The organism is Huintestinicola butyrica, assembly GCF_025567215.1.
Lineage (GTDB): Bacteria > Bacillota > Clostridia > Oscillospirales > Ruminococcaceae > Huintestinicola > Huintestinicola butyrica.
In genome coordinates this window covers 151350-167199 of record NZ_JAOQKB010000006.1, presented here as the reverse complement: position 1 = coordinate 167199, position 15850 = coordinate 151350, and the positions used below count along the sequence as shown (strand labels likewise).

General features: G+C 44.8%; 12 protein-coding genes and 1 pseudogene. 4 read left to right on the top strand and 9 right to left on the bottom strand.

All coding sequences use genetic code 11. The annotated features are described in order from the left end of the window. From OCV68_RS08580 to OCV68_RS08565, 4 genes and pseudogenes are all read right to left on the bottom strand, one after another. Nucleotides 1–579: pseudogene (locus OCV68_RS08580) on the bottom strand (xylose isomerase); the annotation flags it as partial. 194 nt (nt 580–773) lie between these two features. Beyond that, nucleotides 774–1127 (bottom strand): hypothetical protein, encoded by a 354-nt coding sequence (locus OCV68_RS08575; RefSeq protein ID WP_147621636.1) that lies wholly within the window; start codon nt 1125–1127, stop codon nt 774–776. Further along, entirely contained in the window at nt 1127–2041 is a 915-nt protein-coding gene (locus OCV68_RS08570) for a hypothetical protein (RefSeq protein WP_262572047.1), read from the bottom strand. The genes OCV68_RS08575 and OCV68_RS08570 overlap by 1 nt, the downstream gene beginning before the upstream one ends. Before the next feature lie 144 nt (nt 2042–2185). Further along, complete coding sequence (locus tag OCV68_RS08565; RefSeq protein ID WP_262572046.1) at nt 2186–3262, bottom strand: hypothetical protein; 1077 nt, start codon at nt 3260–3262, stop codon at nt 2186–2188. Between the two features lie 763 nt (nt 3263–4025). Between OCV68_RS08565 and OCV68_RS08560 the strand changes: the two genes are divergently transcribed. Genes OCV68_RS08560 through OCV68_RS08550 form a run of 3 tightly spaced genes read left to right on the top strand, consistent with a single transcriptional unit; the run spans nt 4026 to nt 8631 of the window. Beyond that, nucleotides 4026–4916 carry a helix-turn-helix domain-containing protein gene (locus OCV68_RS08560; protein WP_262572045.1) on the top strand — a complete coding sequence of 297 codons (891 nt, stop codon included), beginning with the start codon at nt 4026–4028 and terminating at the stop codon, nt 4914–4916. A 36-nt stretch (nt 4917–4952) separates the two neighbouring features. Next, nucleotides 4953–6851, top strand: a complete 1899-nt coding sequence (locus tag OCV68_RS08555) for an ABC transporter ATP-binding protein (RefSeq protein WP_262572044.1) — start codon at nt 4953–4955, stop codon at nt 6849–6851. Further along, complete coding sequence (locus tag OCV68_RS08550) at nt 6844–8631, top strand: ABC transporter ATP-binding protein (RefSeq protein ID WP_262572043.1); 1788 nt, start codon at nt 6844–6846, stop codon at nt 8629–8631. The genes OCV68_RS08555 and OCV68_RS08550 overlap by 8 nt, the downstream gene beginning before the upstream one ends. A 61-nt stretch (nt 8632–8692) precedes the next feature. Here the strand turns inward: OCV68_RS08550 and OCV68_RS08545 are convergent, their stop codons facing one another. From OCV68_RS08545 to OCV68_RS08525, 5 genes are all read right to left on the bottom strand, one after another. Further along, nucleotides 8693–9382, bottom strand: coding sequence for an HAD family hydrolase (locus OCV68_RS08545; protein ID WP_262572042.1), 690 nt, complete (start codon nt 9380–9382; stop codon nt 8693–8695). An 85-nt stretch (nt 9383–9467) separates the two neighbouring features. Next, nucleotides 9468–11759, bottom strand: a complete 2292-nt coding sequence (locus OCV68_RS08540) for a GGDEF domain-containing protein (RefSeq protein WP_262572041.1) — start codon at nt 11757–11759, stop codon at nt 9468–9470. A gap of 277 nt (nt 11760–12036) precedes the next feature. Next, nucleotides 12037–12735, bottom strand: a complete 699-nt coding sequence (locus tag OCV68_RS08535) for a sigma-70 family RNA polymerase sigma factor (RefSeq protein WP_147621644.1) — start codon at nt 12733–12735, stop codon at nt 12037–12039. Continuing rightward, nucleotides 12722–13195 (bottom strand): anti-sigma F factor, encoded by a 474-nt coding sequence (spoIIAB, locus tag OCV68_RS08530; RefSeq protein WP_317259209.1) that lies wholly within the window; start codon nt 13193–13195, stop codon nt 12722–12724. Before spoIIAB ends, OCV68_RS08535 begins: the two co-directional genes overlap by 14 nt. 19 nt (nt 13196–13214) lie before the next feature. Next, complete coding sequence (locus OCV68_RS08525; protein ID WP_022474490.1) at nt 13215–13520, bottom strand: STAS domain-containing protein; 306 nt, start codon at nt 13518–13520, stop codon at nt 13215–13217. A gap of 326 nt (nt 13521–13846) precedes the next feature. On the opposite strand from OCV68_RS08525, the gene OCV68_RS08520 reads away from it, so the two are divergent. Then, on the top strand, nt 13847–15844 hold the full coding sequence (locus OCV68_RS08520) for a diguanylate cyclase domain-containing protein (RefSeq protein ID WP_262572040.1): 1998 nt from the start codon (nt 13847–13849) through the stop codon (nt 15842–15844). Nucleotides 15845–15850: the final 6 nt, after the last annotated feature.

Sequence of the window (15850 nt, the reverse complement as noted above, 5' to 3'; positions counted from 1 at the left end):
ATAGCCCTCACGGCCGCCCCAGAATACGTAGCCCTTACCGCCGAGCTTAACGGTTGCTTCAACAGCCTTCTTGATCTGAGCTGCAGTGTAAGCGAATACATCTGCGGAGGGAGATGTGCCTGCGCCGTGCATATAACGGGGGTGATCGAAGCACTTAGCTGTGCCCCAGAGAAGCTTCTTGCCTGTTTCAGCCTGCTTCTTCTCGAGGTAATCAACTACCTTGTCAAGCTTTTCATTGGTCTCAGCAAGGCTGCCGTACTCGGGAGAAAGGTCTCTGTCGTGGAAGCAGTAGTAATCAACGGAGAGCTTGTCCATGATCTCGAAAGCTGCGTCTGCCTTTGCGATAGCACGCTTTTCGGAATCGGTCTCGCCCCAGGTCTTATCGGTAGTGCCGCAGCCGAACATATCTGTTCCGTCGCCGCCCATGGTGTGCCACCAGGAAAGAGCAAACTTGAGCTGCTCTCTCATAGGCTTTCCGTTTACTACCTCATCGGGATTATAGTACTTGAATGCAAGGGGATTTGTGCTGTTCTTGCCCTCGTAAGGGATCTTACCGATTGTAGGGAAAAATTCGCTCATTTTAATTACCTCCATTATGTAAATACAAAATTTATCATACAAATTCAGGGTGTATCTGCGCCCGAAACTTTAAGTATATTTTACTATAGTAATCGGTTACTTGTCAAGAGGTTTTTGTAAAAATCTTATAATTTTAATGCAAATTTACTTTTATTCCCATAAAATCAAGCAGGCAAGCCGTTTTTTTGTTTTTATCAGAAATCAACGGAGCCGAGCTTTGTGTAAGCCTTTCTAAGAACGTCCTTTGAAACGGGATAGATCCCGCTTGCCTTTACGGGTCTGTCGTTCTTTACGAGCCTGAAAATAACATAATTCTCCTCGTGTGCGTCATCGGAATAGAACGCCGCCTCGATATATTCGTCCTTCAGAGCGTAGTAGTTCACAGGTTTTAGGGAAACAAGTTCCTCCGCCGACCTTTCCATGCCCTCGCACAGCTCGTCAAAATCGGTGAGCACATAATTTACCGTTTTGCAGCGCATTGATGCAAGACGCTTTTTCAAGGGCTGTTCGGAAGTATCCTTTTTGCGGAATAATGAAAAAAGTCCCATCATTTTCTCTCCAGCAGGTGCTTGAACATTTTCAGGCGGAGCATATCCCTGTATTCGGGCTTGACCATATAGTACATATAGCTTTCAAGGATATCCGCAGGGTGCATGAGCCTGCCCTCTATTTTGAAGTTCTCATATCCCATAGGCACATACTTTTCATATATCTGCTGAGGTGAAACATGAGTTTCAAAGCCTGTGGTGTCGTAAAAATCGAAGCTCATGTTGGGACATGGAAATTCTTTTTCGGGGATAGGTTTGAGCGCCTGCTTTTCATTGCCGAACACCTGCAGATTATGCTCAAACTGGCGCTCGCCCAAAAATTCGTAATGCTTCTTTCTGCGCTTGCAGTGGGGTGTGCAGTATGGATTCACAAGTATCTCTATCTTGTCCTTATGCGGAAGAGTTTCCAGCTCATCAAAGCGGTTGTTCCAGTTATAGTCGAGAACTACCAGCTTATAGTCCTTTTCCAGCTCCGCAAGAAGAGCGTCTCTGTCCTCTATCTGCTTGACTGTGGAGGATATGAGAGGATAACGGGGATAATTCTTTCTTATGTAATCCTCCAGCACGGGAACATTCACGATTATCTCGTTAAGACCGTTTTCCGCAATTCTCGTAATCATGTTGCAGAATGGGTCGGTAAGATGTATCTCCTTTATAAGAGGATTTGTAAAGGTATATCTTATGGGGATACCCCTTGAATTATACTGCCTGATAATAAAGTCGATGAACTCACGGCGGACCGCTCCCGTTACAGTCCTGCCGCCGTTCCATGCAGCGGGGGGAAAACAGCCGTAGGAAGAGGCTATTTTTATATCGTCATAGAAATACTCGGGGTGCTCATTCAGTGTGTCCGCAAGATAAAGGTTCATTTTGTAATTTCCGCAGAAATCGGGAAGATGGAATTTTATGCTCATGTGACCGTTCCTTTCAAAGGTTTATATTTATATTTTACTCCATTTTATTCTTTCCGTCAATAGTATTGGAAAGTAAAATAAAAACGATGCGGGAGAAATTCCCGCACCGTCCGATTTACATATTAAAAGAGTAATTCAAGGAGTTCAGTCGTTTATGGATATCTCCGAGGTGGATATCATACAGCCGTCGCCCTTTTTACTGTTGAGCATATCAAGCACTTTTGGGGGAAGAGTCGCCTTTGAAAGATTTATGACTGCTCCGTCGGTCGGCACGCCAATATCATAAAGCGTTCCCTCATCGGTAACGTTAACATTTGAGATGTTCACAACGCAGCCGTCTCCGAGCTTATTTACAAGCATTGAAAAGGCTCTTGCAGTCATCGTAATGCTGTCAAAGGAAAGTACCGCTCCGTCGATACTGCCGCCGAGGTCGAATAATTCATCATTATCGTCAGAATGAACGGTAATGTTTGAAAACTCTCGGATATCTCCGTCAGCAAGACTGCGGATAAGCTCTGCAAACTGCGTTTCGGTGAATTCGGCATTATTAACCGTTTTTTTGCTCAGCACCTTTATCTTTGAGGCAAAGTCTGTCGCCTCTTTAATATAAGATACGATATCATTGAAATGCGAAGACGAATGCTTATTCCCGGTCGGCTTATTCCAGATTGACTTTTCATCCCTAAGCTGTGCTGTACGCTCCTCACGCCACTGCTCATAGGTAAGGTCCTCAAGTCCGTCATAGGCGTAATTTTCAAGAGGAGCAAAAAAAGCTGCAACAGCGTGCTGTGCTATAAGGACAAAGCGCCAGTTTTCCGAGTTGCCTGTGTTGAACGGTATCTCGAAAACTCTCAGTAATCCTGTTCTGTCACGCTTGCTTATAACGGGGGCATAACGGCTCTTTCCCAACGCAAAGGTCATTCTGTCCTCCCACGCCGAAGTAGGGTCGTCGTAGCCGTCAAGAGCATATATTTCCGCCAATGACACCTCATCATCGGTATCGTTATGACCGCCTGTCATTGCAAAGCGGAAGATATAATCTGTGTTTTTCTCAAGCTTTTTATCACAGAATATCTGAGTCCAGCTCCAGCTCCAGTCGCCTATCTCATAGGCTTCGGTATTTCCCTGAGATGTTGTGATAACGGCTCTTATGCCTGTATTGTCCTCGCAGGTCTTATCAAATCTGAACTCTCTTGCACTGAAATTTATAACATTACTCATTTTAACTTCCTCCGTTAATGTCGGAGCAGAGTCAAAGTGCAAAAGACGAATCATACAGTCTGAGACATACTCTGCCCGACCGTTTTTTACAAGTCCCCTTGCCCTTTTGGGGTAGGTAAGACCTATCTTCTGACCCGTTTCATCAGTGACAATTACGTTTTTTCCTATGGGTATCTCCCCCTTTTGTCATCATGTATTCGGTTGTGTGCTGTTTTTTGTTATGGGTGCCGTCCCCGATTTAATTATAACACAGCTTCCGCCTTTTGACAACCGAGCATTTTATACAATCTTTTCGTTATATTCTGACATATCTCACAAATACATATCCTAATTATCCGCAAGTGAAATCATATTCTCCAAAACATCTGTTACCATGAACTGCGAGAGATTTTTCATTTTGTTGGCAAAAATGTATTGACAAGTGCATTTTGTTGTGATATACTGCAAACATATTATTATGAAAGGAGGCAGGCAATATGTTCGTACATCTCAATATATCAACATTCGGAACAAAATATGTGTCATCATATAAGGAAAAGCTGTTGTCTGCCGTTTTCGCAACTGTCTGACAGCATACATTCGTTAAACCGCCGCATTTCCTGTATGTGAAGTGCGGCTTTTTTGTTTTTATGCGCAAATTCTACCTAAGGTTGATAAATCGGGATATATATGCCAAAAGTAGAACGATAGTGTAAATCAGCAATTTACATCAACTGCCGCTTGTGATATACTGTAGTCAAATCAAACAAAAGAGGTCTTGAATATGAACACAACATTTTCAGCACAGCTTCAGAAGCTTCGCAAGGAGCATGGCGTAACACAGGATATTCTTGCGGCTCATCTGGGTGTAAGCCCGCAGGCAGTCAGCAAGTGGGAAAACGGCAGCTATCCCGACGGCGACCTTCTTCCAAAGATCGCAGACTTTTTCGGTGTGTCGATAGATTATCTTTACGGCAGAGCAAAAGAGGATACTTCCACAGTCCAGAAGATCATTGATGAGCTGCAGAATATAGTGACAGATTCCGACAGCAGCAAGGAAGAGTTCTTTGAACAGGCGCTGAATTACGCATGGGCGATACAACTCGCTGCATGGGCATCTACCAGATCATATTATGACCGCCCGGAGCTTGACGAAAAAGATACCGTCACCGTATCGGAAATCAGCAGCAAAGCAGGCTTTACCTATATGCGTCTTAACAAAAACCTGGAATATTATTTCCTTGTTAAGCAGCCGAAGGAGGGCCTTGCAAATTATTTGAAAGTAACCGACAAAGCAGCTGAGCTTTTTGCATTCCTCGGGGATAAAACAAACCTGAAAATACTTCAATATATGCTGACATTAAAGTGGCAGGAGGCTGTCCGTGCCAAAACCGTTGCAAAGCTTCTGGATATTCCTGTAGAAAAGGCAGAAAAATCGCTTGATTTTCTCTGTAAATTTAATGGAACATTTTCAAAAGGCAGCATTATAAATGAGGACAATAAAAGCGACAGTATATACCGGACTTCATCTGTACTGACAGTTGCACCAATAATGATAATAATATGTGCGGATATGATGATATCATCGCCAAGCTCATATCAGAATCAGATCAGCTGGGATGATGAAGCATGGTTCAAACGTGAGGATCTTTCTTTTCTGAAAAAAAACAAATGATACCGGAACATATGACTGAAAGGGGTATGATACAGAGTGAACCTTTTTAAACGCAATAAAAAAGATGAAAACACCGATGAATTACACAAGGAATACGGCGTTATAAGCAACTGCCGCTATATTTTTGAAAAATTTGTCAAATACAGGAAATCCCTTATCCTGTTTATTATCACGGGCAGTATCGCCGCAGCTTCAATGACCTATCTGTGGAGCTTCATCGGTAAGCTTGTAATAGATATGATAGAACAGCAGGCAAGCTCCCCCGATAAGGATATAAAGCCTCTGCTGTATCTTACGCTTATTACCTCGGCAGCTGAGCTTCTGTTCATGTGGCTCAACACCGTATCATCTATGAAAATGAGCGTAGGCTTTACATATGTAAGGCTTATGATAATCAAGGAGCGTATCGCAAAAACTTTGGGCATGGAGTATGAGGCTCTGGAAACTCCCGAGATGCTCGACAGGCTCCAGAAAGCCAAAAGAGCCACCGCAGGCGACTGGCAGGGCGTTCAGGGAATGATGACCTATATGCAGGTAATGGGCGTGCAGATAATATCCGTTACCATTGCAGTAGCAATCATGACCACCTTTAACCCCTGGATAATCTTTATAATAGTAGTGCTTTCCTTTGCCCAGTTCCTGTTCTTTGACTATATACGCAAAAAGGACAAAAAGGAAATGTGGGACGCTATGATGCCCCACTGGCGCAAGCTGGAATACATGGAAAACGTTACGACCGATTTTTCCTATGCAAAGGATATCCGCCTGTTCGGTATGCAGAAATATCTGGCAAAAAAGCAGATAGACGTTTACGACGAGGAGCTTCGCCACTGGATAAAGTCCCGCCAGTACTGGATATACAACACCATTTTTGCTCACGGTATATCTCTGCTGCGGCAGCTGATAATCATAGGCTGGCTTGTTTACAGCGTGGTGTTCAACGGACTTTCCATAGGTAACTTTACACTCTATACCGCCAGTGCTGCGGCTTTCTCCAATGCCATAAACGAGATATTGCAGGCGCTGTCCGCCCTCCGTGAGAGAAGCGCACATACCGATGATTACCGCAGCTTTATGGATATTCCCTCTGCTGATGACAAGGCACAGACTATCCCCATTCCCCCTGCGGACAAATATACCTTTGAATTTAAGAATGTTTCCTTTAAATACAGAGGTCAGGAAAAATATGCCCTGAAAAACGTGAACCTTACGCTTCATGCAGGCGAAAAGCTTGCGGTTGTGGGTCTGAACGGCGCAGGAAAGAGCACATTTATCAAGCTTCTGCTCAGGCTTTACGATGTGACCGAGGGCTGTATCCTTATGAACGGCACCGATATCCGCAAATTTGACCGCAAGGAATACTATGAGCTTTTTGCTCCCGCTTTTCAGGACGTAATGGTATTTGCATTTCCTGTAGCGGAAAATGTTTCCATGAAAGAGCCTTTCAATACCGATAAGGCAGAGGCTGAAAAGATGCTTCGTCTTGCAGGTCTGGGCGACAAGCTCGACAAGCTGGAAAAGGGCGTTGATACCGAGCTGCTGAAAGTCCTCTACGATGACGGAGTTGACCTTTCAGGCGGCGAAAAGCAGAAGCTTGCCCTTGCAAGAGCACTTTATAAAAAGAGTAAGATAATAGTCCTTGACGAACCTACCGCCGCACTGGACGCTCTGGCTGAATTCAGGCTTTATCAGAGCTTCAATGAGCTTGTAGGCGACCGCACGGCAGTATATATCTCTCACCGCCTTTCCTCCACACGCTTCTGCGACAGAGTGGCAATGTTCAAGGACGGCGAAATGGTAGAGATAGGCACTCACGACTCCCTTATGGAAGCTGACGGCGCATATGCGGATATGTTCCGTGTTCAGGCACAATATTACGTTGAGGACAAGGACATTTTCGATGTACCGTGTCAGGAGGTGACTTCAAATGGCTGACAAAAAAATATCGCCCACCAAGGAATCGCTGAAATACTGCTTCCGACAGATAAAACAGTACAAAAAATCATACATTCCCCTGTCGGTGCTGAACGTGATCATCGGTGCAGCCGTTCCCTTTGCGGAGATAATATTTCTCCCGCTGCTGATAAACGCCATGACCGCACCCGAAAAGGATGTCCGCATCATTGTATTTTACGGTGCGGCAATGGTAATATCACAGATATTGCTTATGGGACTTAACAGCGTTATAAACATACAGCTGCAAAAAACAGAGGATATGTTCCTGAACGCCGCAAGCGAGGAGATATCCCAGCTCTGCATGAAGATAGACTTCACGCTGACCGAAAACAAACAGGCTCTTGACCAGATACAGAAAGCCCGTGAGGGAATACAGTGGTCAGGCGGAACACACAACATTGCAAGCGCTTTCTTCAACATAGTCTCAAACGTGCTGAAGCTTCTGGGCGTAATAACGGTAATGATACTCACCGCTCCCGTTCTGCTCATTATCATAATAGTACTTCTGGCAGCGTCGGCTGTGATAAACGCAAAGAAAAACGATATCGACATCAAGAACTTCTCGGAGCTTTCGGGGATAGACCGCATTTTCTGGTACATCTGCTGGGAAATGGAGGATTTCCACTACGGCAAGGATATCCGTCTTTACAGTGCGGCAGGCATGATGCTTGAAAAATCCGCCGCACAGATAAAACGCCTGGGCGATTACTGGCAGAACATAAACGACAAGAAATATCCCCTGAATATCATTGACATTATAATAAGTGTTCTCCGTGATTTCGGCACATATTTCTACCTTGGCGTGCTTGCCATCACAGGAAAAATCACCATCGGCGTATTTTCCCAGCTGCTTGCCTCAGGCGGAACACTTTACAGCTCCATGCAGGCTATAATAATGGGCTTTCAGGATATCGTCAAGCGCAGCAGCTATATGTACGAGATAATCAAGTTCATGAACTATCCCCCTGCCATGGAAAAGGGCACAAGAAAGATCGCAGACTTAAACGGCAGCCACGAGATAGAGTTCAGGAATGTAAGCTTCAAATATCCGGGAGCGGACAAGGAAGTCCTGCATGATATCTCCATAAAGCTCCGCAGCGGCGAAAAGCTTTCCATCGTAGGGCTTAACGGTGCGGGAAAGACCACATTCATAAAGCTTCTGTGCCGACTGTACGATGTAACAAGCGGCGAGATACTTCTGGACGGCGTGAATATCCGTGAATACGACTATGACGAATATATGAAGTGCTTCTCGGTAGTTTTCCAGGATTTCAAGCTTCTGGCATTTTCCGCCGAGGATAACATTCTGCTTGGTAAAAAGGACTCCCCCGAAAAGGTTGACGAGCTTTATGAAAAGGTCGGACTTCTGAACAAGATAAACTCTCTCCCCAAGGGCAGGGACACTATGATGTTCAAACAGTTTGACAAGGACGGCGTGGAGCTTTCGGGCGGCGAGCAGCAGAAAATGGCTATTGCCCGTGCGCTTTATAAAGACGCTCCCGTGGTAATACTTGACGAACCCACCGCAGCCCTTGACCCTGTGGCTGAATACGAGATATACCGCCAGTTCAACGACCTGGTTCACGGAAAAACAGCGGTCTATATCTCTCACCGCCTGTCCTCCTGCAAATTCTGCGACAGGATAGCGGTATTTTCCGACGGTACCATAAAGGAATCGGGAACTCACGAGGAGCTTGTTCATCTACATGACGGCATCTATGCCGAGATGTTCAAGGCTCAGGCGCAATATTACGTATAATCACCTAAAAAAGCAGCTCTCTGTTATGTGCACATCACAATGACAGAGAGCTGTTTTACTTTTACAGTATTTCTTCAAGCTGAGTGAGATTTATAATAGTATGCTCCTGACCGAAATCAGCATTTCTGCCCTTTCTGTCAATAAGCACAGACATACAGCCAAAGCGCTTGGCAACAATTATATCTTTTTGCTCGTCGCCGATAAAAACCATTTCCGCAGGCGATACGCCGAAATGCTCCGCAATATCCGACAGGCCTTTTGGATTGGGCTTTCTGTATCCGCAGGAAAGCGAGGAAACGTACATATCAAAATAGGGCATAAGCTCGGGAAAATAGCTCTTGTGAAGCTCATCGGGCATTCCCGTGGCAACATCTGTAAGAGTGGCTATCTTATACCCGTCCGCCCTGAGCTGTTTCAAAGTACTTACAGTATCGGGATAGATATACGGCACAAGCCCCATGGAGCGGTAAAAAATATCTATCACCTTTTCAAGGTGATAGCTGCATTTCCAATGAGATGTGGCATCGGTAAATATGACCTCGGGAGCAATATCCTCCTCACGGTATTTCACCTTTGGGTTATAACCTCTCAGTACCTCCACCGACCTTGCTATGTCATTGTCTGAAATGTGAAGTCCAAGCCTGTCCCGCACCGTTTCAAAGCCTGTTTTATAATAGTCTATCCAGACATTGGGCATATTTTTGTATTCCATCAGCGTTCCGCCGATATCGAAGCCTATCACCTTTATCATATCTGACCCTCCATAATTATTGCTCATTACGCAAAAGGCTGACACCGCATCAGCAGCATCAGCCTTCGCAAACATTTAATTTAACTCACATATTGTGCTTCATAATGTCTGGATTTTTCTTCTTCTTGTCCTCATAAAGTGCATTGTCAGCCTTATCCATAAATTCCTGGATATTAAGCTCGGGTGAGCAGATTATAGGATAAATACCGATACTTACCGTTACATTGTACGGCTTGTCGCTGACTTCGTTATGCTTTGCAGCAATACCCTTTATTCTTGACGGAAGCTGAGCGATTATATCAGCATCATCGCATATTGCAAATGCCGCAAACTCATCGCCGCCTATTCTTCCCACAACATCAGTAGTCCTCAGGCTCTTTTTGAGGAACTCTGCGCAGGAAACGATCGCATAGTCGCCGTCATCGTGACCGAAAGTATCATTGACCTTTTTAAGATTATCAAGGTCGCCGAAGATAATGGCAGCCTGCCTGCCCTCGTTTTCGGGAGCTTTGAGTATCCTGTTTGCGGATACGTAAAATCCACGCCTGTTATAAACGCCTGTAAGCTCGTCTATCATAGACATTCTGTTGAGGACATTGTTTCTGCTCTGCGCAGCGTCAAGAGAGCTTTCAAGCTTTGCAACAAGGTTTGTAAGCTTTATAGCGGAGCAAATCTGGGGTGTGATTGAGTAAATATATGTAAAATACTCATTTTCCATCTCGCAGACTATAACGCCATACTGTTCCTCGTTCATGAACAGCGGAGAAACGACCATTATACGGTTGCGGCCGTTGGGAGTGTATTGGTTGGTAATGATCCTGCTGGAAGGAAGCTTGCACGCCTCGCCTGTAACGGCAGCCAGCTTGTCGCCGTCATTATACGCTCTCAGCAGAATAGTTTCGGGGAGCTTCCACTCACTCTCGGGGTCATGGATAATAGGCTCCTCAAATGTATAAACAAAGCTGCTGTCAACATGAGCACGGTAAAGGTCATTTACAATAGAGAAGTAACACTTTTCATCATCACTGTCATAAATGGTCATATCCTTTGTGATATTACCGATAAGGAAGTGAGTGAATGTGATATCGTTCATAGTGGTGTAGTGCATATTTACTATGCACTCGGAAGCAACTTCCATGCTGCCCTCAAGTATTTTCAGCACATTGAGCTTTCTTCCCATCATATTGCCCTCGCAGGCGGAAAGAGATGCGGAGCGGATGCTCTTCATTATCCTGAGAAACGCCTCGGGAGATACCAGCTTCCAGATATCCGAATCCATTATCCTTGAAAAATAGGATTTGGAAAAAAGCTCTTCAACAGAGATATCCGCACCTGCCGCATAGGACATGAGCTTATGTGCAAATTCATGGAGACGCTTTATGCAGTCATGCTTTCTCATGCTGACTTCGTACCTCTGGATATGCTCGGAAAGGATATTATCAACAGCCTTTCTTACGGAAGCTTCATCAAGGTTATCAAGCGTTACCTTCTGTTCAGCCTGAAAGATGCATCCGCAGGAAAATCTGAAAACGGGTGTGGAATCAATGCAGATATCCTCGACCTTTTCACCCTTTGCCATATGCACAGCTTCCTCAACTGCCCTGTAGCCCAGCACTGAAGCATCGGCACGGACAGTGGTGAGCATAGGTCTAAGCGTTGCTGCTACCTCGGAATCGTCGTAGCCTGTTACGGCAATATCCTTGCCCACACGCAGACCTTTGCTTTCAATAGCCTTATAACCGCCGCGGCACATCATATCGTTGGCAAAGCAGATAGCATCTATCTTGCCTTCGTTCCTGTCGATAAGGTCAGTGACTATATCAACGCAGTACTCGGAGAAATTGCCGTATGTAACAAGGTCAGGATCAAACTCCAGACCGTTTTCGGCGAGAGCCTCTTTATAATAGTTCAGGCGCTCATCAGCATCGGTATTGCCCTCCGGACCGCTTACAAATGCGATATGTTTTCTTCCGTGCTCATGAACAAGGTGAGAAACAAGCTCCTTTATACCGCTTCCCGATAATCTTATACAGGGATAGCCTTCAAATTTTGTTTCAGTTGTCAAAAGGGGAAGTCCTTCATATCCGCCAAGAAATTCTTTAAATTCATCGTGAGAAACGCACGTTGCGATAGTTCCTGCCGAAACTATCAGTGCGTCCATAGACTTGCTTGAAGCAAAGCTATATACGACGTTGTTCTGATATTCATAAACCGTATATCGCCTGTCAGCAAGCTGGCAGTCAAGCGCACGACCCGGGAAAATAGCAAGATTTACGTCCAGATCGTTGGCGGCAGCAGCTGTTCCTTTCAGAAAAGCTTTGGAATAATCGTTATCCAGATGATGAATAAAAACACCCACCGTAAGTTTGCCGCTCATCAGAATAACACCTCCGACATTCCCGAAGCTGGGATTATTTATATATATTATACCACATCAGTTTTATTTCTTCAAGATTTTTTATATGTATTTTACAACAAAAATTACACTTGTTTTTTTCTAAAAAAATCATATTAATAATTTTTATTTCAAAAAGATGAAAGAAGCGAAACCCTTTTATACTTTTTACCGATCAGTCTATAGACTTTATCTTGCAGAGCATAAAAAAGCAGGGTGCTCAGCATTCGCATAAGCACCCATGTTCATATTTTGCAGATCATACCAGTTCCCGCCGCAGCTCTCCCAGTATTTTTTTCTCCCTCCTTGACACCTGCACCTGGGTCATTCCCAGCATATCCGCCGTTCTGCTCTGGGTAAGCCCCTTGAAATACCGCAGGAATATAAGCCGTCTGTCATCTGCCGAAAGCCTGTCCATCACCTGCCTCAGAGCAATGCCCTCGTAAATATCCGCTTCACGGAACGGGGACGGGATATCCTGCTGCCTGCCGTCCTCGTCCTCACCGCCTGTGAGGGAAATACAGGGCAATGCCGCCGAAAGTGCTTCGGCAATATTCTCAGCCGATTCGCCCATTATGTCCGCAAGCTCGCACACAGTCGGTTCTCTGCCGTTTTTTAGGATAAAATCAGCCTTTTCCCGTGTGACCTTCATTGAAAGTTCTTTAAGACTTCGGCTCACCTTGACCGTTCCGCCGTCCCTGAAAACACGCTTTATCTCGCCAAGAATAACAGGAACAGCATAGGTTGAAAATTTCACGCCCCTTTCTTCATCAAATGCCCCTGCCGCCTTTACCAGACCAACACAGCCTGAGCTGTAAAGCTCCTCATATTCCACTCCCCTGCCCCTGAAACGATTTGCACACAGATGTACAAGCCCCAGATTTTCCGTAACAAGCTTGTCTCTGCGGAGCTTTTCGTCCGTTGCGGAAGCTGCGGAAGCGATGTCAGCGGCACTCATTTTCGTTAGCTCCGGCACGTATAAGACTTGCGGAAAGGATGCGCTTTTTCATAGTAACGCTTGTCCCCTTTCCCACTGCGCTTTTGACGGAAACGCTGTCCATAAAGCTTTCCATGACCGCAAAGCCAAGCCCTGCACGCTCCTCCTCGGGAACGGTGGTAAAAAGCGGCTCCATTGCTTTCTTTACATCGGGTATGCCGCAGCCCTTGTCCCTTACACGTATGTATAGCACGTCCCGCTCAAGTATCCTGCAAAGTATCTCCACATTTCCGCTGCTGTTCCGGTAGCCGTGAACTATGGCATTGGTGACTGCCTCGGAAACTGCTGTCTTTATATCCGCAAGCTCTCCCACAGAAGGGTCCATCTGCATTATAAATGCTGTCACCACGCTTCTCGCAACAGCTTCATTGCTGCTGTGGGAAGCAAGTGTAACACGCATCTCATTTTCTATATGTGCCATTTTATGTAATTCCTCCAATTCAGTTTATAGTGGCAAATCTGTCCAGACCCGCAAGCCGCATCACTTTCCTGATATGAACAGGGGTATTTTGCAGGCTCACCCGTCCGCCTATGTTCTTCATCACCTGATAGCGTCCCATAACAAGACCTATGCCCGAGCTGTCCATAAACGTCACTTCGCCGAAATCAAGGATAAGGTTTTCGGGACGACAGCTTTCCACCGCCAGATCTATTTCATTGCGTATGGACGGAGCGCAGTGATGATCTATCTCTCCGTCAAGAAAGGCTCTGACCTCACCGTCAGCCTTTTCTATTTTTACTCCCATTTTTTACAGTCCTTTCTTTTGTTTGTCTGTTTTGTATCATGATTTGTGCGTCTCTGGCTTAATCTTATCATTCATACAGTGCGAATTTTGCAGAACCCTGTGTTTTGAAAATAAAAAAAGCCTGTCTCTTTTTGTGAAAAGCATACAAAAGTTCGGGCAGAGCGTTAAAAAGCCCAAAAAGATATTTACAAATTTGTACATTTATGATAAAATTATGGATATACAATTTTACATCTGATTTACATCTGATTTTGTTACTAAAGAAATTATTCATAACCTGATACATTATATATATATATCCTACGGTGGATATGGAGGGGAAACTGTTGAAGATCCGTCTTAAAATGATAAGTCTGTTCCTGATAATCATTCTGATACCGCTTATATTCCTTTATGTATATCTTTCCAAAATATCTATGGATCAGGTATCGGCGTCCCAGGTGCAGGCTCTAAAAAACATTAACGAGACAAAAGCCGATTATATCGCTGATGTTATACATAATCTTTCCTTTAACGAAAAGGAATTTGCATCAAGCGACTATCTGAAAAAATACATTGAAAGAGCTGAGCTTACTCTGGATGATGATTATTACAGGCAGATCAATGACTCTATACGCAACACAGTAAAGCGCAATCACCTTATTACGGATATGTTCATCACCAGCACCAGCGGAACTGTTCTTGCCGCATATAATATCAATGACATCGGCTCCTACTGCGACAGATACAAGGAGCTTGACGCCGCAGCAGACAGCAACAACGGCATCTCTCATATATACGGTCCCACTGACAGCGACACCTGCTCATTTTACGTTGTAAAGCGTGTTTATTCGGGCGTGAGCAATCAGATAGGACTTGTTGTTGAAAGAATTGACCTTACTCAGATATGCAAGTCCATGTCACTTACAGGCTACAGCAACTATGCCTCAGTGCTTCTGGTGGATTCCGCAGGAAAATACATTTCCTCAAGTGTAAGCTATCCAAAATCTCTCACAACTGTTGCTGAATACCGTAAGATAGGCGATAACATCACCGATGCTATCCCCTTTTACACCACAAGCTCCGTTACACAGACACTGTCCGCCGAATATGACGGAAAAACAGTTATCGGCACATCTATTCCCGAGGCGGGTTGGAGCGTTGTAAGCTATTACGATAATGTTCTTGCTTCCGGTAATATCTCAGCAGATTTCAAATCAGCAAAATTTGCCGTAGTCATATTCTGTATCACGACCTCGGCACTTGCAATACTTATCTGTATCACATACACCGAACCTCTGAGCAAGATAATCCGTGTAATAAACCAGAAAAATAAAGGCGACACAACAATAAGGCTGGAGCTTAATACCAACGACGAGTTCGGCGAGATCGGTTCTGCCTTCAACACCATGTTTGACAGCATTTACGAAAGCGAGCAGCGTTACAAAACCGTCGTTTCCATGATGGATAATGTGGTTTTTGAGATAAACCTCAAAGCCTGTACCGTATATGTATCAAACAATTTCAATCAGAAATTCAGTTTCAGAGCCCAGACAGACAGCATTTCAAACAGCTTTCTTTATAAAATGAAGGTGCATAAGGACGACATCAAGCGCTTTAATGACGATGTTGAAAAGATACTTATTTATGAGGGTGAAAAATGGGAGGGCGAATACCGCCTGAAAAACATCTATGGCGATTTTAGCTGGTTCAGGATACAGGGACGAAAGTTTAAGGATCAGAGCGGAACTCCCTCAAAAATAATCGGAATGATAGCCGATATCGACCGTGAAAAGAAGAGCACGATCAATCTTATGCAGAAGGCAAATTATGATGCTCTCACCCAGCTTTTCAACCGTGCAAGCTTCCTGCGCAGTCTTGACGAGGAAATGCGTCAGTCAGAATCCAGAAGATCGCTGGACGCTCTTATGTTCATCGACCTGGACGATTTCAAGCATTTCAACGATGAGTATGGGCACAAGTGCGGTGACGATGTACTCAAATTTGTTGCAGAATCCATCAAGGAACTGACCAGTGACAGAGGTTTCGGCGGCCGTCTTGGCGGTGATGAATTTGTAATGTGTCTTACAAACCTGAAGCTCATCGGCGATGCAGGCAAGGTGGCAGATGACATGATAAAAACACTCAACGCAGGCTTTAAATCCGAGTCCACAGGACTGCAACTCAATATCCACTGTAGTATAGGCATTGCGTTCTTCCGTGAAAACGGCTCCAATCCCACAGAGCTGCTTGAATCTGCCGATACAGCTATGTACAAGATCAAAAAGAGCGGCAAATCAAATTACGCCTTTGCTGACGGCGTGGCTTCATCGGAGGAGAAATAAAATCAC

What these genes read in the sequence shown, in the direction of transcription:
- OCV68_RS08545 (WP_262572042.1), bottom strand. Translation starts at nt 9,382, where the DNA reads ATGATAAAGGTGATAGGCTTCGATATCGGCGGAACGCTGATGGAATAC.
- OCV68_RS08540 (WP_262572041.1), bottom strand. Translation starts at nt 11,759, where the DNA reads ATGAGCGGCAAACTTACGGTGGGTGTTTTTATTCATCATCTGGATAAC.
- OCV68_RS08565 (WP_262572046.1), bottom strand. Translation starts at nt 3,262, where the DNA reads ATGAGTAATGTTATAAATTTCAGTGCAAGAGAGTTCAGATTTGATAAG.
- OCV68_RS08575 (WP_147621636.1), bottom strand. Translation starts at nt 1,127, where the DNA reads ATGGGACTTTTTTCATTATTCCGCAAAAAGGATACTTCCGAACAGCCC.
- OCV68_RS08570 (WP_262572047.1), bottom strand. Translation starts at nt 2,041, where the DNA reads ATGAGCATAAAATTCCATCTTCCCGATTTCTGCGGAAATTACAAAATG.
- OCV68_RS08525 (WP_022474490.1), bottom strand. Translation starts at nt 13,520, where the DNA reads ATGGGAGTAAAAATAGAAAAGGCTGACGGTGAGGTCAGAGCCTTTCTT.
- spoIIAB (WP_317259209.1), bottom strand. Translation starts at nt 13,195, where the DNA reads ATGGCACATATAGAAAATGAGATGCGTGTTACACTTGCTTCCCACAGC.
- OCV68_RS08550 (WP_262572043.1), top strand. Translation starts at nt 6,844, where the DNA reads ATGGCTGACAAAAAAATATCGCCCACCAAGGAATCGCTGAAATACTGC.
- OCV68_RS08560 (WP_262572045.1), top strand. Translation starts at nt 4,026, where the DNA reads ATGAACACAACATTTTCAGCACAGCTTCAGAAGCTTCGCAAGGAGCAT.
- OCV68_RS08535 (WP_147621644.1), bottom strand. Translation starts at nt 12,735, where the DNA reads ATGAGTGCCGCTGACATCGCTTCCGCAGCTTCCGCAACGGACGAAAAG.